Raw genomic sequence first — 21,070 nt, 5'->3', positions numbered from 1 at the left:
AAGAACAGGAGCCATCATGTCAGTTCCGGTGCATACCAGTCACGCGCCCCAGGCCATCGGCGCCTACAGCCAGGGCATGGTGCATGACGATATCCTCTATCTGTCGGGTCAGATCCCCCTGGATCCGGCAACGGGGCAAATGGTGAGCGGTGATTTTGCGCTGCAGATCCGGCGTGTCCTGGACAACCTCCAGGCGGTGTGCGCGGCGGCGGGCGGCAGCCTGCAAAACGCCGTCAAGTTGCAGGTCTACGTCATGGATCTGCAGGACTTTGCGGCGGTCAATCAGGCCATGGAGGCATTTTTCGAACCGCCCTATCCGGCCCGGGCGGTGGTCCAGGTGGCGGGTTTGCCCCGGGGGGCCCTGGTGGAGATCGACGGCGTCGTCGCCCTCGGGAAAGAGGGCTAGGGCATGGATCGCGAGGCCTTGCTGCGGACCCCGGTGCGTGTGCTCCTCAGCGAGCATCCGTCCCTGATGCGGCTCCTGGAGGAGCATGGAGTGCACTGCGGCGAATGCTTCATTGCCGAGCGGGAGACGCTGGCGCAGGTGGCCGTCATGCACCATCTCAATCTCGACGCCCTTCTCGACGAGTGGGCGCAGCGTGAATCCCTGCCCGACTAGGGCCCTGTCCGGCGCGGAGCCGGATCCATGGGAGGACGAAATGCCGTGAAGGCGGGTGCGCCCCTCACCCCCGATAGCCCCGTCAGCGCCCTGCGCGGGGTGGGTCCGGCTCTGGCCGAGCGCCTGGAGCGCATGGGCCTGCACCGGGTGCAGGACCTCCTCTTCCATCTCCCCAGCCGTTACCAGGATCGCCGCCATATTCATCCCATGGCGGGGCTGCGGCCCGGTATGGAGGCCGCGGTGGAGGGCGAGATCCTGGACGTGGAGCACCTGCGGGGCCGCCGCGAGCAATGGCTGGTGCGCTTGGCCGACGGCAGCGGCCAGATGCAACTGCGGCTCTTTCATCTCCATGGCGCCATGCGCGGGCAATGGCAGCGCGGCCGCCGCCTGTGGTGCTTCGGTGAATTGCGCACGGGATTTCATGGCCTGGAAATGGTGCATCCCGAATGGGCCATGGCGGACACCGCGGATTTTCAGGCGCCGCAGCACCTCACGCCTTTCTACCCCAGCACCGAGGGGATTACCCAATTGCACTGGCGCCGCTGGATCGCCCAAGCCTTGCCCCTGGCCGATCAGCTCCCCGACTATCTGCGGGGCCTCCTGCCGCCGCCGCTGCCCAGCATGGGCGATGGCCTGCGTTTTTTGCATCAAGGGGAGGGCGGCGCCCCTGCTCCGGCCCATCCGGCCCGGCAGCGGCTGGCCCTGGAAGAGCTCCTGGCCCACCACCTGGCCGTGCGTAGCGCCGGGGCGGCCGAGGGCGGGGCGGCGGCGCCCAGTCTCCAGGGCCCGGGGGCATTGTGGCGGCAATTTTTGCAGCAATTGCCCTTTGCCCCGACCCGGGCGCAGGAGCGGGTCATCAGCGAGATCCGCGGGGATCTGGGCCGCTCCCGCCCCATGCGCCGTTTGCTCCAGGGCGACGTGGGTTCGGGCAAGACCCTGGTGGCCGCGGCGGCGACGCTGACGGCCCTGGAGGCGGGGTATCAGGCGGCGTTCATGGCGCCTACGGAGATCCTCGCCGAGCAGTTGCGCGATCGCTTCGCCCGGTGGTTTGCCCCCCTGGGGATCGGCGTCGGCCATCTGGCGGGGCGCAATCGCAGCGGTGAGCGCCGCGGCATCCTGCGGGATCTGGAGGAGGGCCGCCTGGCGGTGGTCACCGGCACCCAGGCCCTGTTTCAGGAAGGGGTGGCCTTTGCCCGCCTGGGGCTGGTGATCATCGATGAGCAGCATCGCTTCGGCGTGGAACAGCGCCGGCAATTGCAGGAAAAGGGCAGTATGCCGCACCTCCTGGTGATGACGGCCACCCCCATTCCGCGCACTCTGGCCATGACCATCCACGCGGACTTGGACCTGTCGGTGATCGACGAGCTCCCGCCCGGCCGCACGCCCGTGGAGACGGTGGTGATGCCCGACAGCCGCCGTGCGGAACTGGTGGAACGGATGCGCGATCTGGTGGGGGCAGGGCGGCAGATCTATTGGGTCTGTCCCCTCATCGAGGAATCGGAGATCTTGCAACTGCGGGCGGCGGAGGAAAGCTTTGCGGAGCTTTCGGCGGCACTGCCCAACGCCCGCGTGGGCTTGGTGCATGGCCGCCTCAAGGGGGCGGAAAAGGCCGCCGTGATGGCGGCCTTTCAGTCCGGGGCCATGCAGGTGCTGGTGGCCACCACGGTCATTGAAGTGGGCGTGGACGTGCCCAATGCCAGTCTCATGGTGATCGAGCACGCCGAACGCCTGGGCTTGGCGCAGTTGCATCAGTTGCGTGGGCGGGTGGGCAGGGGGGCGGCCAAAAGCACCTGCATTCTACTCTATCATCCGCCCCTGGCGGGCAAGGCCAGGGAGCGCCTGCGGGTGATGCGCAGCAGCCAGGACGGCTTTGTGATCGCGCGCAAGGACATGGAACTGCGCGGGCCGGGAGAGTTTCTCGGCACGCGGCAGACCGGCCTGGCGCAGCTGCGGGTGGCCGACCTCCTGCGCGATGAAGCCCTCCTGGCGGGCATTCCCGATCTGGCCGAGCGTTTGCTGGCGCAGGACCCCGCTGCCGTGGAGGGGCTGTTGCACCGTTGGCTGGGGGGGCGCCTGGGTTATGGTCAGGTCGCCTGATCCGTCGGGATCCGGTCATGATTGGGATCTTCGCAACGCTGTGGCAGGCCCTTTGGTGCTTGCGCTGTGCGCCCTTCATCTCTATAGTTATCAGTAGGTTTCGCGGATTAGTTCAGAATTTTTCGAGTCCATCCTTGCCTGGGCAAGGGGGAGCGTCTTGAACCTTTGGGGATGATTGGCATGCATCGTGTTGGACGCTGGAGCGTTTGGGTCTCGCTGGGGTTGATCTTGGGCCTGGGGGGCTGCGCCTTCCACATGCCGCCGGAGCCCCATTCGGTGGCGTATTACGCGGCGCGAATCCCCCCGCCTCCGGTGGCTCCCGTGGCATCGACCGCTGCGGCGACGCCAGCGACGCCCGTCTCCCGGCAGGTGCGGATTGTCGTTTCTGCCGTGGACCGGCGCCTGACGGTCTATCAGGGGAATGCGGTGCTGGCCACCTTCCCCGTGGCCATCGGCTTTAATGGCGCCGCCCCGCGCCGGGCGCGGGGGGACGACATCACCCCGGTGGGCCATTACCGGGTGGGCTGGATCAACTACGGCACCCGTTATGGCACCTTCATGGGCCTGACCTATCCCAATCGGGCGGATGCCGCCTGGGGCCTGCGTGAGGGGGTCATCTCCCGGGCCCAGTACGATGCCATCGTCAGCGCCATCGATAGCGGCCGGACCCCGCCGCAAAACACGCCCCTCGGCGGCGCCATCGGGATTCACGGCATGGGCCCGCAGTTTGGGGATGACCCGGACAGCAAGGTCTTTCCGGGGCGCTGGACGGCGGGATGCGTGGCCTTGTCCAACTGGGATGTGCAGCAGTTGGCAGCGTTGGTGAAGGTGGGGACACCGGTGGAAATCGTCGGCGAGGCGCCGGGCTACCGCCATACCATCGAACTCAGCTACGCCCAGCCGACGGCCAAGGCGGATGCCAAGTCCGATGACGCCTCCTTGTCGTCTGCCGTGAGATCTTCCCTGTCGGCGCCCGCCGCTCCCTGACGGGCGCGGCCCAAGCTTCAGCCCGGCGGGTAGCGCCAGGCTTCCCCCTCGCTCAGGGCGGCGGCGTTTTCGATGCAGTCGCCCAGGGCGACGCCATCCCGCCAGTTGGCGCGCAGCGCCAATCCCGGCAAGGTGGCCAGGGCCGCGTCAATCCGCCGGATACGGTCCAGATGGCCTCGCTCATACTGGGGAATGGCCCGCTGCCAGCGCTGGATATGGACAAAGCCGGGGGCGTCGCCGATGCCCAATGCCGGGCCGATTTCCTGCATGACGGTGCTGAGCAGGGCCGCATCCGGGCGGGCGCCGATATCGTTTTGCGCACCGCCGATGAAGGCCGTGAGCAGGACCTGACCCGCTGGCGCCCGCCCGGGAAAGATCGTGGAGGAAAAGAGTACGCCGAGGGTCTCCAGGCCGAGTTTGCGGGGGATGAGCATGCCAAAGCCATCCAGTGCGTGGGTCACCTGCGCCTGGGCGAAGCCGAGGGCCATGGTCACGACGGACGGGTAGGGGATGGCAAGGAGTTCGGCGGCCAGTTCGCCATGGAGGGGGGTCAGGAGCTGGGCGGCAACATAAGCCGGCACGGCCAGCACCAGACGGGGGGCCCGCCAGCTTCGGCCTGCCCCTTCGGCCACCCAGAGATCCCCTTCCCGATGGATCCGTTCCACGGCGCAGCCGCCATGCACGGCATCTCCCAACAGCTCGGCCACTTTCAGTGGAAGTTGCTGCAGGCCGTTGCGGAAGGAGACGAGGCGCGCCGCGGCCCGCCCCGGCCCCTTTGCCCGACGCATGCGCCAGGCGCCCCGCAGCAGGGAGCCTCCGGCGTCTTCCAGGGCGGCCAGGCGGGGCAGGGTGGCACACAGGGACAGACGCTCGGGATCTCCGGCAAAAACCCCGGAAACGAAAGGGTCCACCATCCAGTCCAGCACCTCCGGACCCAGCCGCCGGCGCACAAAGGCGGCAATGCTTTCGTCCGGGTCGTCGCCACGGGGGCGAAAGGGCTCGCCTAGCAGCCGCACCTTGGCCGAGGCGCTCAAAATCGGGCTGCGTAAAAAGGTCAGGGGCCCGTTGGGAAGGGCCAGGGGTATTCCCCCCTTGAGGACATAGCGGCGTTTGGCCAGGGGGTTGGCCTCGATCATCTCGCCGTCCATGCCGATGCGGCGGAACCAGGCCGGGACGATTTCGCCTTTGAGCATCATGGAATTGGCGCCGGTGTCCATGAGGAAACCGGCTTCCTGGCGGCTGCGAATGCTCCCTCCCGCGGGATCGCCCGCCTCCAGGACCATGGGCCGCCAGCCCTTCTCCCGGAGAAACCAGGCGCTTGCCAGGCCGGATATGCCACCGCCAATGATGATGACCTCGTGCATGATTTTTCCTCCTGCGTTCTGTCGTGCAGGATACGCCCTTCGGCGCAACCCGCCTACCGGCGGCGGCACCCGCCTCAGGGTTCCGCCCTATCCGGCGGTGGCGGGGTGCCCTGATAGCAGGCGCTGCGGAGATACCAGTGGTGGGCGTGGCGCAGGAGCGCGATGAGCACGGCGGTCACCGGCAGTGCCAGGAGCAGGCCGATGAAGCCGAAGAGCTCGCCCCCCGCCAGCACGGCAAAGATCACCGCCACGGGATGCAGGCCGATGCGATCTCCGACGAGATACGGGGTAAAGACCATGCTTTCCAGGACTTGCCCCACGGTAAAGACCACCAGCACCCCGAGGATGGGGAGGAACTGGCCGGTCTGCACGTAAATGGCCAGGGTGGCCATGGTCACGCCGCTGATGACCCCCAGATAGGGCACGAAGCTCAGGATCCCCGCCAGCAGGCCGATGAGGATGGCCGTTTTGAGGCCGATGATGCTCAGGCCAATGGCGTAAGTCACCCCCAGGGCCAGCATGACCGAGATCTGGCCGCGCAGGAAGGCCGTGAGCATGGCATCGGAATCCCGGGCCAGGAGGCTCACCAGCGGCAGGTAGCGCAAGGGGACGAGTTGGCGGATCCGCGCCAGCAGCCGCGGCCAGTCGCGCAGCAGATAAAAGGTGAGCACCGGGATGAGGATCACATTCAGCAGGGCCGTGATCAGGCTCGACCCCGAATGCAGGGCCAATTGCAGGCCGCGCCCCGCCCATTCCCCGAGTTTTTGGGTGTTCCGGGCAGCATAGCCCGTTAGCGTGCCGGTATCCATGGGAATGCCCAAGCGGGCCGACAGCCGCGGCAGGATGTTTTGCTGGAGCAAGGTCAGGTACTTGCTGACCGAGTCCAGGAAAAGGAGGAACTGGCTCTGGATCACCGGCAGCAAGGCCAGGACGATGCCGATACCCAGGAGGGTGGCGAACACGAATACCGCCGTGGTGGCGAAGCCGCGCCCGAGGCCCAGTTTCTGCAGACGGGACACCAGCGGGTTGCCCAGATAGGCGAGTATGGCGGCGACGAAGAAGGGGGTCAGAATGGGAGAAAGCCGGTACAGCAGCCAGCCCAGCAGGAGCAAGGTCGCCAGGGCCACAAACCGGTTCATGGGGGATCCTTTCTGTACCATTTTTCTAACCGCCGACAGGGGAGGCTGCGTAGGCCTCTAGCTTAGCCGAAGCTTGCGGCAAAAGCATCGCGCTCCGCCGGGACGGAGGCCCCTGGAGCCGTGTTCAAGGGCGAAGCGTTCCTTCGCTGTGGCCTGCCTTGCGCCTGCGTTGCCCCCATGATGAGCCATGGTCCATGGGGAATGGGTACGGCCCGCAGTATCGTGCTTCGTTCTCCGGCCAGGGCCGGCGCTGGCCGGGGACGGGAGGCGAGGGCGGGGAAATGGTGCAGGGTGGCCGCCATGAGCTCGGCAATGCATTGCTGCTCCCGCGCCCGATCATGCTGCCACAGGGCGCAGAGGTCCAGATCGCCGGCTTCCACCAAGCGCTCCAGGGCATGGCCAGCGAGGTGCAGACGGATGCCGCCATCCCGGCTCAGGATGCGCAGGAAAGGTCGGGGCTGTTCAAGGCGGGCGTCGATATAAAGTTGCATGGTCCAATCCTCCTGAAGACGAGGATAAGGATAACGCCATCACCTTTATAAATGCAAACGATTATTGTTTACAAATACGCTGGCGCAAGAAAGGCGGGAGGCCACCAAGGGCTGAGCTCCTGCCTTTGCGCATCTAAGCCTTGCCGTTCAGGGCGGCAAAGACGGGTTCGGCATCGCCGACGACCTTGGTGGCCATGGCATAGCGGGTGATACGGATGGTTTCGACGACCTTGGCCGGGGCGATGCCTTGCTGGACGATCTTGTCGGACATGGCCTGGACACAGGCATGGCTGGAACCAGCCAGGGCGGCGGCGAGGTAGATCAGGGTGCGGGTTTCCTCGTCCAGGACGCCTTCCGCCGGCATGGCGAAGGCGCGGGAACGCATGTGCTCGTGGATGAGGGCCGGGTCTGCGGTTACGGACTTTTCGATGGCCGACGGGGCCCGGCCCATGGCCTGGCGCATGCCGGCAAGGATCTGTTCGGCGGTGGGCGATGCTTTGTTCGACATGGGTGATCTCCTCGAAATGCACAGGGGCGCCCCTTGGGGCGCCCGGGATTAGGCACGGTTTTCCAAAAACCACGTTTGGTAGAAGGGTTCCACCGGTCCGACGACGATGTAGGGCGCCAACTGCAGGAAGGCATGCTGGAAGCGGGGGTCGAGGTGGGAGTTCTCGTGATCCCAGACCGACTCCCAGACGCCGTGCATGAGGTAGCTGCGCAAGGATCCGCAAGTCTCGGTATTGGCCAGGATCTCCGTGCTCATCGCCTTGCGGTAGTCGCGGTTGTCCCTGTCCCCCGGCTGGCCGATGCCGTTGGCGTCATCCTTGGGCTCGAAGGTGTTCTGGGCGACCTTCAGGAGCGGCCCCACCTTGGCCTCGACGAGGGCATGGTCCTTGTCGGGCACCATCACATGGTTGACCACGGTGACCAGCTTGCGCTCAGGGGTATCGTCCTGATGGGCCAGAAAGCGGGCGATGGCCGCCCCGGTGCTGAAGATTTCCTTGCGGTCCCCGGCGATGAGGCTGGCGTAAATGCCGGCCAGGGGTAGGAGTTGGGTGTGTTCGCTGGTGCCGGGCGGGGTAAAGGCCAGGGCCGGAGCGAGGGCGCTGTGCAGCCAGTCGGCGAGCTTCGCCCCCTGCAAGGCCGCAGGGTCGGCAAAACGGACCAGGAGGAGGAAAGAATAGGGCAAGCGTCCTTCCTGCACCGCCTGTTCATTGGCGTCGGCCAGGATGCCTTTGTACTGGGGCGGGTAATTCTTGACCATGGTGGAGGTACCGACCATTTGCTTGAGGGTGATGCCGAGGAAACCCGGTGTGCCCTTGAGGCGGGTGGCGAGGCCCTGGACCGCTCGCGTCACGGCCTCCTTATGGGGAGCCGTGGCCCGGAACTCCGCCACATAGCTCACGGGAAAGCCCCCATAGGGATTCCCTGCGGTGGCGGCCTGGGCGCTGCGGAGCAGAGGAGCGCCCAGGGCCGCCACCGTGGCAGTGGCACCGGCGATGAGAAAACGGCGTCGTTTCATGGTGCATGCTCCCTTGTTAAAATATACGTTTTAGAATATATTACAAATTCCGTATGTTGTCAAGCATATTAGTTCATTCTTATGGAAAGGAGTAGCCATGACTTGTTGCGATCGTACCATCCAGGATGCGGCAAAGCTGGAAAAGACCGCCGAAGGCGTCGCGGTGCATGTGGACCAATCGGTGGACCCCCAAAAGGTCTTCGCGATGGTCGAAAGTTGCCAGACCGGGCGCTGCGACTGCCTGAGCGCGGAGGTCAAGGCCAAGGTGTCGGCCATGGAAGTGAGCCAGGGTGCGGAGGGTACGACCATCAGGATCCGTGGTACCGTCAGCGAAGAGGAAATTGAGGAGGCCATAGGGCGTTCCACCAAGGCATTGTGAGCCAAGGCCGGGGTTGCTTCCGGTCTTGCACCTTTTTGATCCCTTGCCATAGGCCGTTCGGGGGAGAGCATGGCGACACGAGATTGGATAGAGCGCTATGGCGAGCGTTTTCTGCGGTTCTTGCCCGTCTTGCTCCCCTCCTGCTGCTGGCCCTGGAGGGGGAGTGGTGTCTGGCGCATCCCGGCTGATCCGTCCGGAATCACGGGTCGTAGGGGGGCTGGTGGTCGAAGCCCAATGCCTCGCGTTTCTTGATGACGGCGGCGGCGATGGCGGCGCCGAGGATGTAGGTGCCGGCCCGCAGGGCCTGGAGGAGCCATGGGGGGATGGTCAGAGCCTCCGGATGGCGAACGGCGAAGTCGTGGAGGAGATGGGGATCGATGTAGCCCGAGACGGCCGCTCCGAGGATCACCGCCGTCACCAGGGTAACCACCCAGGCGTGGCGGCGCTGGCCGAGAAAGGCATAAGCCAGGCGAAAGGCAATGGCCCCCAGCAGGGCGCTGAACAGGCATTCGATGATCAGCAGGCGGATCATGGGCGGATTTCCTCCGGAGGGAAGATGGGGGGATGGAGAGGAAGCGGGTATCTTGATCTGGCCGGATGCCGCTTCATTGCATCCGGTGCCGGAAGAGCCAGGTAGCCGCCGCCATGCTCGATACGCCGATGACCGCCAGGGGCCAGTATTGGGACCAGAGATCATGGATGCCGTCACCCTCCAGGAAGACCCCGCGTACGATAACCAGGAAATAGCGCATGGGATTGAGGTAGGTGAGGTCCTGCACCAGGGCGGGCATATTGGCGATGGGCGTGGCAAAACCAGAAAGGATAATGGCCGGCACGAGGAAAAGGAAGACTCCCAGTAGCCCTTGCTGCTGGGTCACGGCGAGGGAGGAGATCATGAGCCCGATGCCGATGGCGGCGAGGAGAAAGAAAAAGAGGCCAAGGGCCAGGGCGGCGATGCTGCCCACAAAGGGGACGCGAAACCAGAGCACCGCCACCAGGGCGATGAAGCTGCCCTCCAGTCCGCCGATGATGAAGCCCGGCAGGGACTTGCCGAGGAGGATCTCGCCGGGGCGCATGGGGGTGACGAGGAGTTGGTCGAAGGTGCCCATCTCCCGTTCCCGGGCCACCGAGAGTCCCGTCACCAGCAGGGTGACCACCAGGGTAAGAAGGGCGACGATGCCGGGGACGATGAACCAGCGCGACAGGAGATTGGGGTTGAACCAGGCGCGAATATCCAGTTGTGCCGGCGGTTTGCCCCAGCCATGCTCCGCCGCCCAGTGCTGGTCGAAGGCGATGAGGACGCTGTTGACGTAATTGAGGGCGAGGGTGGCGGTATTGGAGTTGCGTCCATCGATGATGACCTGCACCCGGGCGGGGTGACGCAGGAGCAGGTCGCGGGTGAAATGGGGACCGATGTGCAGAACGAGCAGGGCCTTTTCTTGATTGATGAGGGGCGCGATCTGCCCCTCGTTCTGGATGACGGCCACCTGCTGGAAGGCTTGCGAACCGGTGAAGCGTCCCAGGAGTTCGCGGGAGGCGAAGCCGGGGTCTTCATTGTAGACGGCGTACGGAATGTGGTTGAGGTCGAAGGTGGCGGCATAGCCGAAGACCACGAGCTGGATCAGCGGCGGGCCGATGAGGACGAGGCGGCTCTTTTTGTCCCGCAGCAGCGCCAAAAACTCTTTGATGACCAATGCCCAGATGCGCGCGAGCATGTCAGTCCAGCCTCTTGCGCGACTTGCGCCAGGTGATGCCCAGGAACAGGACGGCCATGATGAGCAGGGCGCCGGCATTGCCAAGAATGACCGGCCAGACGTCGCCGGCAAGGAAAATGGTCTGGAGGATGGACACGAAATAGCGGGCGGCAACGATGTGGGTGATGACCTGGATGGCCTGGGGCATGGACTGGATGTCGAAGATGAAGCCCGAGAGGATGAAGGCGGGGAGGAAGGTGACGATGATGGCCACCTGCGCGGCCACGAACTGATTCTTGGCCAGGGTGGAAATGAGCAGCCCCATGCCCAGGGCTACCAGGAGGAAGAGGGCCGAGGCCAGGGTGAGGGCCCAGAGGCTCCCTTCCAGCGGTACGGCGAAGAGCCAGACCGCCATGGCCACCGACAGGGCCATGCCGCCCATGCCCATGAGGAAATAAGGAATGAGCTTGCCCAGGAGGATCTCGCCCATGGTCACGGGGCTGGCCATGAGGGCCTCCATGGTGCCCCGCTCCCATTCCCGGGCCACCACCAGGGCGGTGAGCAGGGCCCCGATGAGGGTCATGATGACGGCGATGAGCCCAGGCACCAGATAATCGCGGCTGCGCAGGGCGGGGTTGAACCAGATGCGATCCTGGGGGATGACCGGGATGACCAGCGCCGTGCCTGCCTCCTGGGCGCGCAACTGCAGCCAGGTCTGCCAAACTCCCTGGAGATAACCCTCCAGGATGCGGGCGTTGTTGGCGTCCACCCCGTTGACCAGGACGCCGGCGGAGGCCGTTTGCTCATTGAGGATCTGCCGGCTGAAATCGCTGCGCAGCCAGAGGATGCCGTCGGCCTGCCGGGCCATGACGGCGCGGCGGGCGGCGGCGATGTCGGGATAGAGGGTGGGGGTGAAGTAGGGGGATTGCTGCAGACCGCCGATGAAGGCGCTGGTTTCCCCGGTGGGCTGATCGACGACGACGGCGACGGGGACATGGCGGGCATCCAGGGAGACCCCGTAGCCGAAAAGAAAGAGCAACAGCACCGGCATGACGAAGGCGATGGCGATGGCCGATGGATCCCGCAGGATCTGCAGAAACTCCTTGCGGATCAGGCCGCGCAGGCGTTGGGCGTTCACGAGGCCCTCCGGATCCCGGCCTCGTGGTTCTGGATGAGTTCCACGAAGGCATCCTCCATCGTTGGATTCGGCAGATCGGGACGGCGGGCCTGGGCGCGTATCTCCTGGGGGCTGCCCAGGGCCAGGATCTCCCCCAGGGACATGAGCACCAGGTGGTCGCAGTATTCGGCTTCGTCCATGAAATGGGTGGTGATCATCACGGTCACCCCTCCCTCGGCCAGCGTATTGATGCGGCTCCAGAATTCCCGCCGCGCCAGAGGGTCGACGCCGGAGGTGGGCTCATCGAGGAAGAGGATGGGGGGTTCGTGCATGAGGGCGCAGGCCAGGGCCAGACGCTGTTTGAAACCCAGGGGCAGATCGTCGCCGTTGACGTCGGTGTAGGCAGAGAGGTCGAATTCCGCCATGGCCCAGTCGATGCGCCGCCGCCATTGCGCGCCGCGCAGGCCATAGGCGCTGGCGAAAAAACGCAGGTTCTGGCTCACGCTGAGATTGCCGTAGAGGGCGAATTTCTGGGCGACGTAGCCGATGCGGGCGCGGGCGGCGGCGCCGGCCCGGAGCAGGTCTGCGCCAGCCACCCGCAAGGTCCCGGAGGAGGCGGGCAACAGGCCGCAGAGCATGCGGAAGGTGGTGGTCTTGCCGGCGCCGTTGGCGCCGAGGAGGCCGAAGATTTCACCGGCCTTGACGGTGAAGCTGATGCCCTTGACGGCCTCGAAACGGCCGAAGAAACGGCGCAGTTCGCGCACCTCGATAACGCTCTCCCCATCCGGATCCTGGGCGTCCGCCGTAGCCTCCAGATGATCGCCGGCCGGCGTGGGCGCCGCCGCGGAGCCGGAGCGCAGGAGGGTAACGAAGGCGTCTTCAAAGCGGGGAGGCACCCCTTGCCAATGTTCCCCATCCGCGGAGAGGGCCGCGCTCTCCCGGCAGACCACCCGTACCCCCTCGGCCTGGATGGTGGCATCCACGACCCCCGGCCGTTGCGCCAGGCGGGCCTGGAGCTGGCGGCGGGTGAGGCCCTCGTGCTGGACGAGGTAGCAGTGCCCCGCCATGGGGGCATGGAAATCCGCCGGACTCTTTTGCGCCAGGAGCTTACCCTCATGGAAGAGCAGGATGTCATCGCAGCGCTCCGCCTCGTCCAGGTAGGCGGTGCTGATGAGGATGCTCGTCCCCTTTTCCCGCAAGCCCTGGATGATGCTCCAGAGTTCCCGGCGGGAGATGGGGTCCACGCCGACGGTGGGCTCGTCCAGGAGCAGGACCCGGGGGGCGCGCAGCAGGGCGCAGGCCAGCCCGAGTTTTTGTTTCATCCCGCCGGAGAGATCCCCGGCCCGCCGTCTGCCGAAGGGGCCGAGGGCCGTCAGACGCAGGAGTTCCTCATGGCGGGCGGTCTTGTCCGCCGCCGACAGGCCTTGGAGGTCGCCGTAAAGATCGAGGTTTTCCTGAACCGTCAGGTCCTCGTAGAGGCCGAAGCGCTGGGGCATGTAGCCGATGCTCTCCTGAATCCGGGCGGCGGCGCGGCGGGTGTCTTCCCCCAGGACCAGGACCCGGCCGGCATCGGGGAGCAAGAGCGCGGCGGCCAGGCGCATGAGGGTGGTCTTGCCGGCGCCGTCGGGGCCCAGGAGGCCGGTGATCCGGCCGGCCTGCACCCGGAGGCTGACCCCTTGCAGGGCCTGGACCGTCGTGTCACCCCGGCGGAAGCCCTTGTGCACGTCCTCCAGGACCAGGGCGGCGTCGCTCATGGCATCATTGAGCGCAGGGATGGGCGGGAAGGGATTGGGGCATGTTGTCCCGTAACGGGATCTCTACGGTGACGGGCATCCCCAGGCGCAGGCGATGCTCGGGATTGCAGGCGTAGACCCGCACGCGATAGCTCAGTTCCGTACGCAGTTCCGTGGTTTCCACGGTCTTGGGGGTGAATTCTGCGGTGGGCGAGATGAAGCCCACCCAGCCCGGGAAGCGCTTGCCCGGAAAGGAATCGCTCTCGATCCAGGCCTTCATCCCCAGGCGCACCTGTCCCAGGGCCTTTTCCGGCAGATAGGCGCGTACCCAGACCGGGTTATCCAAGGCCAGGGTGAAAACGGGGGTTTGCGGGTTGACCATGTCGCCCGGTTCGAGGATGCGGTCCTGCACGACGCCCTCTTCGGGGGCGTAGAGCTTGCTGTCGACGAGCTCCCGCTGGGCCAGGGAGAGGGCCGCTTGGTCGGCCTGCAGTTGATGGCGGGCGGCGGCGATGTCTTCCTTGCGCGGCCCCTTGATGGCCAGGATGAGGGCCTGCTGGGCGTGATCGAGATTGGCGCGGGCGGTCTTCAGGGCGGCGGCGGCGTTGTCGAGGCTCTGCTTGGGCACGTATTGCTCGGCGGCCAGGGACTGCTGGCGTTGCCAGGTGATCTCGGCATTGGCCAAGGTGGCCTGGGCGGCCGCGGCCTCGGCCCGGGCCTCGGCGATCTCCTCGGGGCGGGAACCCGCCAGCAGGCGGGCCAGGACCTGCTCCTGGGCCGCCACCTGCCCCTGGTCCTTGGCCACGGCGTCCTGGAAGCGTACGGGATCCAGTTCGGCCAGGAGCTGGCCCTTTTTCACCCGGTCGCCCTCCTGCACCTTGAGGTCCAGGATGCGGCCGTTGTCGTCAAAGGCGGCCTGCACCTGGCGGATGTCGATATTGCCATAGATGGTGACGACATTGCTGGGGGCGTGCGGCCGGGTGAACCAGTAGGCAGCCCCGGCGCCGATGGCCAGCACCAGGACCGCCGCCGCCGCGCGTTTTTTCTTGGAAATGGCCATGTCTCTGCTCTCCGATGGATATGGCGGGGCTTTCAGGATCGCCCGTCCTTGCTCAGCAAGGCATTGATGGACTCCAGATCCGCCGCCGTCAGCACGCCCGCTGCGGCCTTGAGCTGCACCCGGGCCACCACCTGGTTGTATAGGGCGACGTTGTAGTCCTGCTCGGCGCGGATATAGTCCGTGGCCGTGTTGAGGAGGTCGATGATGGAGCGCGTGCCCACTTCGTAGCCCTTGCGGGTGCCTTCCAGGGAGACCTTGGCCGAGGCCACCGTTTCCTTGGCGGCATGGAGCTGGGCGACGCTGTCCTGGAGGTTCAGAAAGGCGGTCTGGGTATTGAGGGTGACCTCGTCGCGCAGGTTGGCGAGATTATCCACGCTGGCCTGGGCCTGGGCCTGGGATTGCTGCACCGCAGCGGAGATGCTGCCGCCCTCATAGAGGGGCATGGAGAGATTGAGGCTGGCGCCGATCTGATTGAAATCGACCCCGGGGAAGGGGGATCCCAGGGTATGGCTGGCGATGCCTTGCAGGTTGATCTTGGGCCAACGCTCCCGGCGGTTGTATTCCACCTGCTCCTGGGCGGTACGCAGTTGCGCCTCGGCCTGATGGAGCAGGGGCTGGCTCTTGAGGGCCATGTCCACCCAAGGCTGGGTCTGGTCCGGCTGGGGGCCCATGGCCTCGAAACGGCCGAGATCCTCCAGGATGCCGACCGGGTGATGGGTGAGGCGCTGCAGGCTGCGTTGGGCCACGGCCACGGCATTGCGGGCCTTGATGACATCCGCCTTGGCGGCATCCAGGCGGGCCTGGGCCTCGCGCACGGCGATGATGTCGCCGGTGCCGACCTGGAGGTTGGCCTGCGTCTGCCGGTAAATGCTGTCCAGGAGTTTTTCCTGCTTTTCCGCCACCCGATCCTGGGCCTGGGCCTGGAGGACGTTGAAATAGGCGGTGGTCACCTGGAGGGCGAGCTGCTGTTCGGTATAGGCCAGGGCCGCCTCGCTGGCCTGGATGCGGCTGTCGGCTTGCTTGAGGGCGGTGAAGGCCTGGCCGTTGAAGACCGCCTGGGTGAGGCTGACGCTATAGCTGTTGGAGAGATAGCCGGTGGAAATGGGTGCGCCGAAGCCGGTGATGCGCGCCGTGTTGTCGCCCACGCTGGCGGCCGCACCGAGATGGGGCAGCAAGGCGGAGCGCGCCAGGGGCTTGCCCTGCATTTCGGCCTGCAACTGGGCCCGCGCCTGGGCCAGGGCGGGATCGGTGGCGAAGGCCTGCTGATAGGCTTCGAGCAGATTGTCTGCCATGGCCGGGCCGGCGAGGAGGGCGGCCAGGGGCAAGAGCAGGCAAAGGCGATGGCAGGAGCGGCGCAATGATGGGGCAGGCATGCTTGCTTCCTATATAACGAATGATGAATATAGTATCGACCGATTGGTCGGGCGTCAATGAGGGAGCGGCCCGGACCTCATGCTTGCGCGACTTCGCGCCTGCTGAAACTCACTGCCCCGCATCATCTAAGGACGGCCGTCCCAGCGCTTTCCCATCACAACAGCCTCCCCGCCATTTTGTGCAGCATTTTCAGTGTAGCCAAAAAAATGTCCCTCAGAATGGCGCAGGCGTCAGACCGGACGCCGCCCGACGATGACGGCGTCATTGCCAAAGCGGTAAATCTCGCTGCCCATGCCTGCCGCCGCAAACTGTGCGGCAATCTCCTCCGGCTTGAGGAAATGATTGCCCTGGACGTATTCCGTGAGATTCTGGAAGGCCATGCCGCGCAGGGCGGGGTCGCGCAGGGTGTGGACATCGTCGGGCCAGGCGGGCTCCCAGATGACCGCGGCGCCGCCCGGCTTGAGCTGATCGTGCAGGATGCGGAATACCGTTTCCTTTTCGTCCCAGACGTGGTGCAGGGCACGGTTCATGGCGATGAGGTCGGCGGCTTCGTCGAGGTGGAAGGTCTTGATGTCGCCCTGGGCAAAGCGCAGGCGCTCGCCCAGACCCGCCGCTGCGGCCTTGGCCCGCGCCTGGGTGACGTTTTCGTCAAAGCCGTCCAGACCCAGGCCGCGCAGGTGGCTGCAGCGCTGGGTCAGGGCGCGCAGGTACCAGCCATTGCCGCAGCCCAGGTCCACGGCCAGCCCGCCACGGGCATCCACCTCGGCAAAGATGGGTACGGCCGGGCAGATCGTTTCCTCGAAGGTCTTGCGGAAATTGGCCTCCAGCATGGCACCGAACCAGGGGAGGATGGTCTCCCGTTCCCCCAGGACCTTTTCGCCGGGACGCTCGCCGCTGCGCATGAGACCCGCCGCCCGCTCGGCCATGTGGGCCGAGAGTACCGAGCCCACCGCCAGCGCCATGAGGGTGTCGGGAGCCTCCGGGCGCATGGCGGCACCGCTTTCCGTCAGGGACCAGCGGCCGTCGCGCTCGTCCAGCCAGGCAAAGGCAAAGGCCGCCTCGCACCAGCGCTGCAGATAGCCCGCATCCATCTTGCTGGCGGCGGCGAGAGCCGTGGTGCTGGCTTCGCCCAACTCATGCAAGGCCGTAAAAAGACCATTGACCACGCCAATGAAGGCAATGTTGAGGGAAAGGGCGCCTTGCGCCTGTTGGCGGAATGTTTGCGGGGTTACCGTCATGGGAGTCTCCTTAGAGTAAATATTTGCATCCGACCAGGGCGAGTACGAGCAAGGTCCCATAGAGGAAGACGCGCTGATTGATGCGCATGTGCAGATGGTTGCCGGCCCAGAGCCCCAGGAGGAGCGGCGGCACCAGCAGGAGAAAACCCAGCGCCAGGGGCACCGTGAGCAACGCCAGGCCAATATACATAAAGACGCGCAGGACGTTGTCCGTCAGGGCTATTCCCTGGAAGGTGGCGCGAAAGGCCCGCTTGTCGAGGTGGCGCATCTGCAGATAAGCGACAATGGGCGGTCCGCCGCCGCCGTAGAGGCTGCCGACAATGCCGCCGAAGACCCCCAGCGGCACGCCCCAGGGCAAGGAGACCCGGGGCAGGCCTTCGGGCTTCAAGCTCAGCGCATAGACCACATAGGCGAGGATGAAGACGCCGAGAAAACGGGTGAGGTTCTGGGCGTCCGTAGCGGCGAGGATGAAGGAGCCGATGGCCAGGCCTGCCATGCTGCCGGGCACCAGCCAACGCAATTCCGGCCAGCGAATTTCATGGAAGTCGTAGGCGCCGAGCAGTACCGATCCGAGGAGGTCCAGCAGCAGGACCACGGGCACGACTTCCTTGATGGGAAAGAGCAGGGTGAGCAGGGCCACCGCGATCAGACCGGAACCAAAGCCGATGGTGGCGCGCACATAAAATGCGGCAAAGACGATAACCATGGCCAGCAGGAGCAGGAACGGATGCTCCAGCAGGGCGGTGAGGGACAAGGAGGGAGATGGGACCATACCGACCAGTCTATATGTTTTAGGAAGGGCTTTCCAGGCGAAGGGCAAAGGATAAACGATGAAGGCATGCACAAAAAGGAAAAATCACCTAATATCCAGCATGGGTATTCCGGCAAAACCGCCGTCCCATGGGGATGGCTCGCTTTGCCCTTGGCCAAGGCGCGCGGCGGGATCCCAAGCCCCGTTTCCAGTTATGGGGGAGGCTCGGCAGCCGCCGGCCCAGCGCTGCTGGCTTCGGTCGCCGGTTTGGGAGGGTTACTGTGGGCATTGCTCATTCACGATCATCGCAGGTGAATACCATGATCCATCGGGGAAGATTCGGCATCCTGCTGTTTGCTTGTCTGGCCTGCCTGAATGGCTGCGCCAGTTCTCCCTCGGGCATTTCCTCGAGTACGGCCACCAGTACCGCCGGCGGCGCACTCCTTGGTGGGCTGGCGGGGGCGGTCATCGGCAACCAGACGGGCAGCCCCTTGGCCGGCGCGGCCATCGGCGCCGGTATCGGCGGCGTGGCGGGAGCCGCCCTGGCCCCTCCTGGCCCGCCCAGTGCTCCTTATCCACCCTCCTGCCCGCCCGGTTACACCTGTTATCCCAGTACGCCCGCGCCTGCCTGTCCGGCGGGTTACACCTGCGTCCCCAATGCCCAGTGAGGTTGACCAGATCATGACGACGCTCAGCAACGATACGGAGCAGAATGGCCTTTGCCGGATGCAGGGGGGCGGCGGGCCAAGCCATGGCCGGGCCGGCCATGGGGCATGGGCGCAGGGTCTGCTGCTCCTTCTCGGTCTCCTCCTGGCGGCGCTGCTGGCCCCGCCGGCCCTGGCCCAATCATCGGGCCTGCCCCCCATCGACGCCCGGGCCTACATCCTCATGAATGCCAACACCGGCGAGATCATCGCCGCCAAAAACGCCTACAGTCCCTATCCCATCGCCAGCATCACCAAGCTCATGACCCTCTATCTGCTCTTCCAGGCGATCCAGTCCGGACATCTGCAATTGCAGCAGCGCTTTCGGCCGAGCTTTACGGCCTTGCACACCGGCGGCTCCAGCATGTTCATGCACCCCGGTTTGGCTTTCAGCGTGGAACAGATGATCCTGGGGATGACGGTGCCTTCGGGCAATGATGCGGCAGTGGAAGCGGCTGGACTGGTGGCGGGCAGCGTGCCGCGCTTCGTGCAGGAAATGAACCAGACGGCCCGGCAATTGGGCATGCTCTCCACCACCTTTTACGATCCCGACGGCCTGCCCCATCCCAACAATACCGCCAGCCCCTATGACATCGCCATCCTCAGCCGCGCCATCATGACCCAGTTCCCGCAATTCATGCCTTTTTTCGATCATGAGCATTTCACCTACGCCGGCATTACCAGTCCCAACCCCAACCTCCTGGTGGGCCGCGTGCCGTTCATCACCGGCATGAAGAGCGGCTATACCGATGCCGCCGGCCACTGCCTGGTGGCCACGGGTACCCAGAACGGCGTGAGCCTCATCGCCGTGGTCCTCGGTGTGCCGTCCTTTCGCGATGAAGGCCGGGGTTTCTGGAAGGCCTCCTGGCAAAGCCTGAAGTTGCTGGACTGGGGTTTTGCCAAGACCCTGTGGCTGCCGGCCATGCCGGAACTGGAGCGCACCGCCGCCCACTGATCCTTCTCGTTCAACCTGTTTGCGCGGCCGTTGGCGGGGGTGTTCCGCCGCGACTTCGGTCCGCGCCGTCGTCGTTCTAGGTGAAAGCCCGCGCCCGACAGGCGAACTGTTTGAGCCCGCAGGGCGAGTTTTCGCCTGTCAGCGGGATGAGCCGTAGAACAACAGGCAAGGACCGCCGGAGCAAGAAACACCCGCGCCAACGGCCGCGCTTCCGGATTTCAGTGGCCCGGGGCACCGTCCGGCGCGAGCACGGGCTGGGGCTTTTTGAGGAGCAGGATCAGGGGCAGCATGGCCAGGAAACCCCACAGCACCAGCATGAAGGCATCGAGGATGCCGCGCATGCTGGCTTGGCTGTTGAGCAGGAGGTTGCCCATGATCTGCCAGGTGGTGGCGTTGGGGGTCAGGCCGGCGGCATCGAGGTAATTTTGCAGGTTCGGGTTGAAGGCATTGATGTGCCCCCCCATTTGACTCCAGCCCACCTGGGTTTCCTGCGTCATGACCGTGGAGACCACCGCGATGCCGATGGATCCCCCCAAGGTGCGCATGAGGTTGAAGATCCCCGAGCCCTCGGCCTGCTGTGCCTTGCTCAGGGTGGAAAAGGCCAGGGTAAAGAGCGGAATGGTGATGAGGCCAAAACCGATTCCGCGGATGAAGCCCGGCCAGATGACCCATCCAGGACTGATATCGAGGTTGTACTGGGTGGTGAGCCAGGAGCCATAAGCGCCAAGGACGATCCCGGCGATGACGATGTTGCGGGGATTGACGCCCCTGCCGAGCAGACGGCCGGCCAACATCATGGCGAGCATGGCGCCGAAGCCCTGGGGCGCCATGACCAGCCCGGCGGTGAAGGCTTCGTAGTGGATCAGATTTTCCAGCATGATGGGCAGGATGACCATGGTGCCGAAGAGGGCGAGGCCGAAGATGCCGATGCCCAGGCTGCCGATGCTGAGATTGCGGTCGCGCAGGAGGCGCAGATCCACCACCGGATGGGCTACGGTCAGGGATCGCCAGACAAAAAAGAAAAGTCCGAGGAAGGTCAGCAAGCTGAGGATGATGATGGTCCGGGAGCTGAACCAGTCCTCCTGATCCCCCAGGCTCAGGACCGCTGTGAGGGCGCCGAATCCCACCGCCATGAGGGTGAAGCCCAGCCAGTCTACCGGGCGGGGATGGGCGCTCTTGCCGCTGTCCGGCACCATCTGCATGAGCAGGAACGCCATGATTCCGAAAGGAATGTTGACATAGAAGACCCAGCGCCAGCTCAGGGTGTCGGTGAGATAGCCGCCCAGGGTGGGCCCCAGGATGGGGCCGAGCATGATGCCGATGCCCAGGATGGCCATGGCCTGACCACGCTTTTCCGGCGGGTAGGCCCCGAGCATGATGGTCTGCCCCACGGGGGCCAGGGCTGCCCCGAAGATGCCCTGGATGAAGCGCCAGAGCACGATTTCGGCAAGGGTGTGGGATTGGCCGCACAGGGCCGAGGCGATGACAAAGCCCACCACGCTCCACAACATGAGCTTGCGTTGCCCATAGCGCTCGACGAGCAGCCCGGTGAGCGGCAGGATGATGACATTGGCCACCATATAGCTGGTCAGAGCCCAGGTGATCTGATCGCTGTTGGCATGCAGGGAGCCCATCATGTGCGGCAGGGCCACATTGACGATGGTGAGATCCAGCACCTGCATGACCACGGCAAGCATGACCGCTGCGGTAATGAGCGCCCGGGAGGCGGTGTTCTCAGGGGGCACGGACAATCTCCTTGGACAACGGCGCAGGACTCCCGGAGGGCGGAACTCTCAATGAATCTATACTGACCGTCCGGTCAGTATACGCATTGGCCGGGAGATGG

General features: G+C 65.3%; 21 protein-coding genes. 7 read left to right on the top strand and 14 right to left on the bottom strand.

The features are described 5' to 3' along the window. Positions 1 to 16: 16 nt before the first annotated feature. The 4 genes from ACP5MM_RS02640 (at position 17) to ACP5MM_RS02625 (ending at position 3,703) form a co-directional block, all read left to right on the top strand. Entirely contained in the window at positions 17 to 406 is a 390-nt protein-coding gene (locus ACP5MM_RS02640) for a Rid family detoxifying hydrolase (RefSeq protein WP_427931919.1), read from the top strand. 3 nt (positions 407 to 409) lie between these two features. Beyond that, on the top strand, positions 410 to 619 hold the full coding sequence (locus ACP5MM_RS02635) for a DUF1858 domain-containing protein (RefSeq protein ID WP_427931921.1): 210 nt from the start codon (positions 410 to 412) through the stop codon (positions 617 to 619). Positions 620 to 646: 27 nt separating this feature from the next. Then, a complete protein-coding gene (gene recG / locus ACP5MM_RS02630) occupies positions 647 to 2,716 on the top strand; it encodes an ATP-dependent DNA helicase RecG (RefSeq protein WP_427934069.1) in 2,070 nt (689 codons plus the stop codon). Positions 2,717 to 2,896: 180 nt separating this feature from the next. Further along, complete coding sequence (locus ACP5MM_RS02625) at positions 2,897 to 3,703, top strand: L,D-transpeptidase family protein (RefSeq protein WP_427931924.1); 807 nt, start codon at positions 2,897 to 2,899, stop codon at positions 3,701 to 3,703. A 17-nt stretch (positions 3,704 to 3,720) separates the two neighbouring features. Here the strand turns inward: ACP5MM_RS02625 and hemG are convergent, their stop codons facing one another. The 5 genes from hemG to ACP5MM_RS02600 all read right to left on the bottom strand — a co-directional run bounded on the left by hemG (position 3,721) and on the right by ACP5MM_RS02600 (position 8,219). Continuing rightward, the gene (hemG, locus tag ACP5MM_RS02620; RefSeq protein WP_427934068.1) at positions 3,721 to 5,067 is read right to left on the bottom strand and encodes a protoporphyrinogen oxidase; all 1,347 of its coding nucleotides are present in this window, start codon (positions 5,065 to 5,067) and stop codon (positions 3,721 to 3,723) included. 74 nt (positions 5,068 to 5,141) lie between these two features. After that, entirely contained in the window at positions 5,142 to 6,206 is a 1,065-nt protein-coding gene (locus ACP5MM_RS02615; RefSeq protein WP_427934067.1) for an AI-2E family transporter, read from the bottom strand. 62 nt (positions 6,207 to 6,268) lie between these two features. Beyond that, on the bottom strand, positions 6,269 to 6,697 hold the full coding sequence (locus tag ACP5MM_RS02610) for a hypothetical protein (protein WP_427931928.1): 429 nt from the start codon (positions 6,695 to 6,697) through the stop codon (positions 6,269 to 6,271). Between the two features lie 133 nt (positions 6,698 to 6,830). Beyond that, the gene (locus ACP5MM_RS02605; protein ID WP_427931930.1) at positions 6,831 to 7,205 is read right to left on the bottom strand and encodes a carboxymuconolactone decarboxylase family protein; all 375 of its coding nucleotides are present in this window, start codon (positions 7,203 to 7,205) and stop codon (positions 6,831 to 6,833) included. Between the two features lie 48 nt (positions 7,206 to 7,253). Beyond that, positions 7,254 to 8,219 carry a hypothetical protein gene (locus tag ACP5MM_RS02600; protein ID WP_427931932.1) on the bottom strand — a complete coding sequence of 322 codons (966 nt, stop codon included), beginning with the start codon at positions 8,217 to 8,219 and terminating at the stop codon, positions 7,254 to 7,256. A 97-nt stretch (positions 8,220 to 8,316) separates the two neighbouring features. Here ACP5MM_RS02600 and ACP5MM_RS02595 point away from each other — a divergent pair, with 97 nt between their 5' ends. Continuing rightward, positions 8,317 to 8,598 carry a hypothetical protein gene (locus ACP5MM_RS02595; protein ID WP_427934066.1) on the top strand — a complete coding sequence of 94 codons (282 nt, stop codon included), beginning with the start codon at positions 8,317 to 8,319 and terminating at the stop codon, positions 8,596 to 8,598. A gap of 199 nt (positions 8,599 to 8,797) precedes the next feature. Here ACP5MM_RS02595 and ACP5MM_RS02590 read toward each other — a convergent pair whose 3' ends face one another. The 8 genes from ACP5MM_RS02590 to ACP5MM_RS02555 all read right to left on the bottom strand — a co-directional run bounded on the left by ACP5MM_RS02590 (position 8,798) and on the right by ACP5MM_RS02555 (position 17,586). Then, positions 8,798 to 9,130: a hypothetical protein gene (locus tag ACP5MM_RS02590; RefSeq protein ID WP_427932949.1), complete on the bottom strand. Its 333-nt coding sequence runs from the start codon at positions 9,128 to 9,130 to the stop codon at positions 8,798 to 8,800. Between the two features lie 73 nt (positions 9,131 to 9,203). Further along, positions 9,204 to 10,313, bottom strand: coding sequence for an ABC transporter permease (locus tag ACP5MM_RS02585; protein ID WP_427934065.1), 1,110 nt, complete (start codon positions 10,311 to 10,313; stop codon positions 9,204 to 9,206). 1 nt (position 10,314) lies between these two features. Beyond that, on the bottom strand, positions 10,315 to 11,430 hold the full coding sequence (locus ACP5MM_RS02580; RefSeq protein WP_427932952.1) for an ABC transporter permease: 1,116 nt from the start codon (positions 11,428 to 11,430) through the stop codon (positions 10,315 to 10,317). Beyond that, on the bottom strand, positions 11,427 to 13,163 hold the full coding sequence (locus ACP5MM_RS02575; RefSeq protein ID WP_427934064.1) for an ATP-binding cassette domain-containing protein: 1,737 nt from the start codon (positions 13,161 to 13,163) through the stop codon (positions 11,427 to 11,429). The genes ACP5MM_RS02580 and ACP5MM_RS02575 overlap by 4 nt, the downstream gene beginning before the upstream one ends. A 4-nt stretch (positions 13,164 to 13,167) precedes the next feature. Then, positions 13,168 to 14,202: an efflux RND transporter periplasmic adaptor subunit gene (locus ACP5MM_RS02570; RefSeq protein WP_427932956.1), complete on the bottom strand. Its 1,035-nt coding sequence runs from the start codon at positions 14,200 to 14,202 to the stop codon at positions 13,168 to 13,170. Positions 14,203 to 14,234: 32 nt separating this feature from the next. Beyond that, a complete protein-coding gene (locus tag ACP5MM_RS02565; protein WP_427932958.1) occupies positions 14,235 to 15,575 on the bottom strand; it encodes a TolC family outer membrane protein in 1,341 nt (446 codons plus the stop codon). A 231-nt stretch (positions 15,576 to 15,806) separates the two neighbouring features. Then, a complete protein-coding gene (locus ACP5MM_RS02560) occupies positions 15,807 to 16,814 on the bottom strand; it encodes a class I SAM-dependent methyltransferase (protein ID WP_427934063.1) in 1,008 nt (335 codons plus the stop codon). Positions 16,815 to 16,824: 10 nt separating this feature from the next. Then, a complete protein-coding gene (locus ACP5MM_RS02555) occupies positions 16,825 to 17,586 on the bottom strand; it encodes a sulfite exporter TauE/SafE family protein (protein ID WP_427932961.1) in 762 nt (253 codons plus the stop codon). A 299-nt stretch (positions 17,587 to 17,885) separates the two neighbouring features. Here ACP5MM_RS02555 and ACP5MM_RS02550 point away from each other — a divergent pair, with 299 nt between their 5' ends. Both ACP5MM_RS02550 and ACP5MM_RS02545 read left to right on the top strand, forming a co-directional pair. Further along, positions 17,886 to 18,233 carry a YMGG-like glycine zipper-containing protein gene (locus tag ACP5MM_RS02550; RefSeq protein WP_427932962.1) on the top strand — a complete coding sequence of 116 codons (348 nt, stop codon included), beginning with the start codon at positions 17,886 to 17,888 and terminating at the stop codon, positions 18,231 to 18,233. Between the two features lie 13 nt (positions 18,234 to 18,246). Next, entirely contained in the window at positions 18,247 to 19,224 is a 978-nt protein-coding gene (locus tag ACP5MM_RS02545; protein WP_427932964.1) for a D-alanyl-D-alanine carboxypeptidase family protein, read from the top strand. 218 nt (positions 19,225 to 19,442) lie between these two features. Here ACP5MM_RS02545 and ACP5MM_RS02540 read toward each other — a convergent pair whose 3' ends face one another. Further along, positions 19,443 to 20,969, bottom strand: a complete 1,527-nt coding sequence (locus tag ACP5MM_RS02540) for a DHA2 family efflux MFS transporter permease subunit (protein ID WP_427932966.1) — start codon at positions 20,967 to 20,969, stop codon at positions 19,443 to 19,445. Positions 20,970 to 21,070: the final 101 nt, after the last annotated feature.

The sequence above is a fragment of the Acidithiobacillus sp. genome, assembly GCF_049965315.1.
Lineage (GTDB): Bacteria > Pseudomonadota > Gammaproteobacteria > Acidithiobacillales > Acidithiobacillaceae > Acidithiobacillus_B.
This window is presented reverse-complemented; position numbering and strand designations above follow the sequence as displayed.

Coding starts and splice junctions, on each gene's coding strand:
- ACP5MM_RS02640 (WP_427931919.1), top strand. CDS start 17: ATGTCAGTTCCGGTGCATACCAGTCACGCGCCCCAGGCCATCGGCGCC.
- ACP5MM_RS02635 (WP_427931921.1), top strand. CDS start 410: ATGGATCGCGAGGCCTTGCTGCGGACCCCGGTGCGTGTGCTCCTCAGC.
- recG (WP_427934069.1), top strand. CDS start 647: ATGGGAGGACGAAATGCCGTGAAGGCGGGTGCGCCCCTCACCCCCGAT.
- ACP5MM_RS02625 (WP_427931924.1), top strand. CDS start 2,897: ATGCATCGTGTTGGACGCTGGAGCGTTTGGGTCTCGCTGGGGTTGATC.
- hemG (WP_427934068.1), bottom strand. CDS start 5,067: ATGCACGAGGTCATCATCATTGGCGGTGGCATATCCGGCCTGGCAAGC.
- ACP5MM_RS02615 (WP_427934067.1), bottom strand. CDS start 6,206: ATGAACCGGTTTGTGGCCCTGGCGACCTTGCTCCTGCTGGGCTGGCTG.
- ACP5MM_RS02610 (WP_427931928.1), bottom strand. CDS start 6,697: ATGCAACTTTATATCGACGCCCGCCTTGAACAGCCCCGACCTTTCCTG.
- ACP5MM_RS02605 (WP_427931930.1), bottom strand. CDS start 7,205: ATGTCGAACAAAGCATCGCCCACCGCCGAACAGATCCTTGCCGGCATG.
- ACP5MM_RS02600 (WP_427931932.1), bottom strand. CDS start 8,219: ATGAAACGACGCCGTTTTCTCATCGCCGGTGCCACTGCCACGGTGGCG.
- ACP5MM_RS02595 (WP_427934066.1), top strand. CDS start 8,317: ATGACTTGTTGCGATCGTACCATCCAGGATGCGGCAAAGCTGGAAAAG.
- ACP5MM_RS02590 (WP_427932949.1), bottom strand. CDS start 9,130: ATGATCCGCCTGCTGATCATCGAATGCCTGTTCAGCGCCCTGCTGGGG.
- ACP5MM_RS02585 (WP_427934065.1), bottom strand. CDS start 10,313: ATGCTCGCGCGCATCTGGGCATTGGTCATCAAAGAGTTTTTGGCGCTG.
- ACP5MM_RS02575 (WP_427934064.1), bottom strand. CDS start 13,163: ATGAGCGACGCCGCCCTGGTCCTGGAGGACGTGCACAAGGGCTTCCGC.
- ACP5MM_RS02570 (WP_427932956.1), bottom strand. CDS start 14,202: ATGGCCATTTCCAAGAAAAAACGCGCGGCGGCGGCGGTCCTGGTGCTG.
- ACP5MM_RS02565 (WP_427932958.1), bottom strand. CDS start 15,575: ATGCCTGCCCCATCATTGCGCCGCTCCTGCCATCGCCTTTGCCTGCTC.
- ACP5MM_RS02560 (WP_427934063.1), bottom strand. CDS start 16,814: ATGACGGTAACCCCGCAAACATTCCGCCAACAGGCGCAAGGCGCCCTT.
- ACP5MM_RS02555 (WP_427932961.1), bottom strand. CDS start 17,586: ATGGTCCCATCTCCCTCCTTGTCCCTCACCGCCCTGCTGGAGCATCCG.
- ACP5MM_RS02550 (WP_427932962.1), top strand. CDS start 17,886: ATGATCCATCGGGGAAGATTCGGCATCCTGCTGTTTGCTTGTCTGGCC.
- ACP5MM_RS02545 (WP_427932964.1), top strand. CDS start 18,247: ATGACGACGCTCAGCAACGATACGGAGCAGAATGGCCTTTGCCGGATG.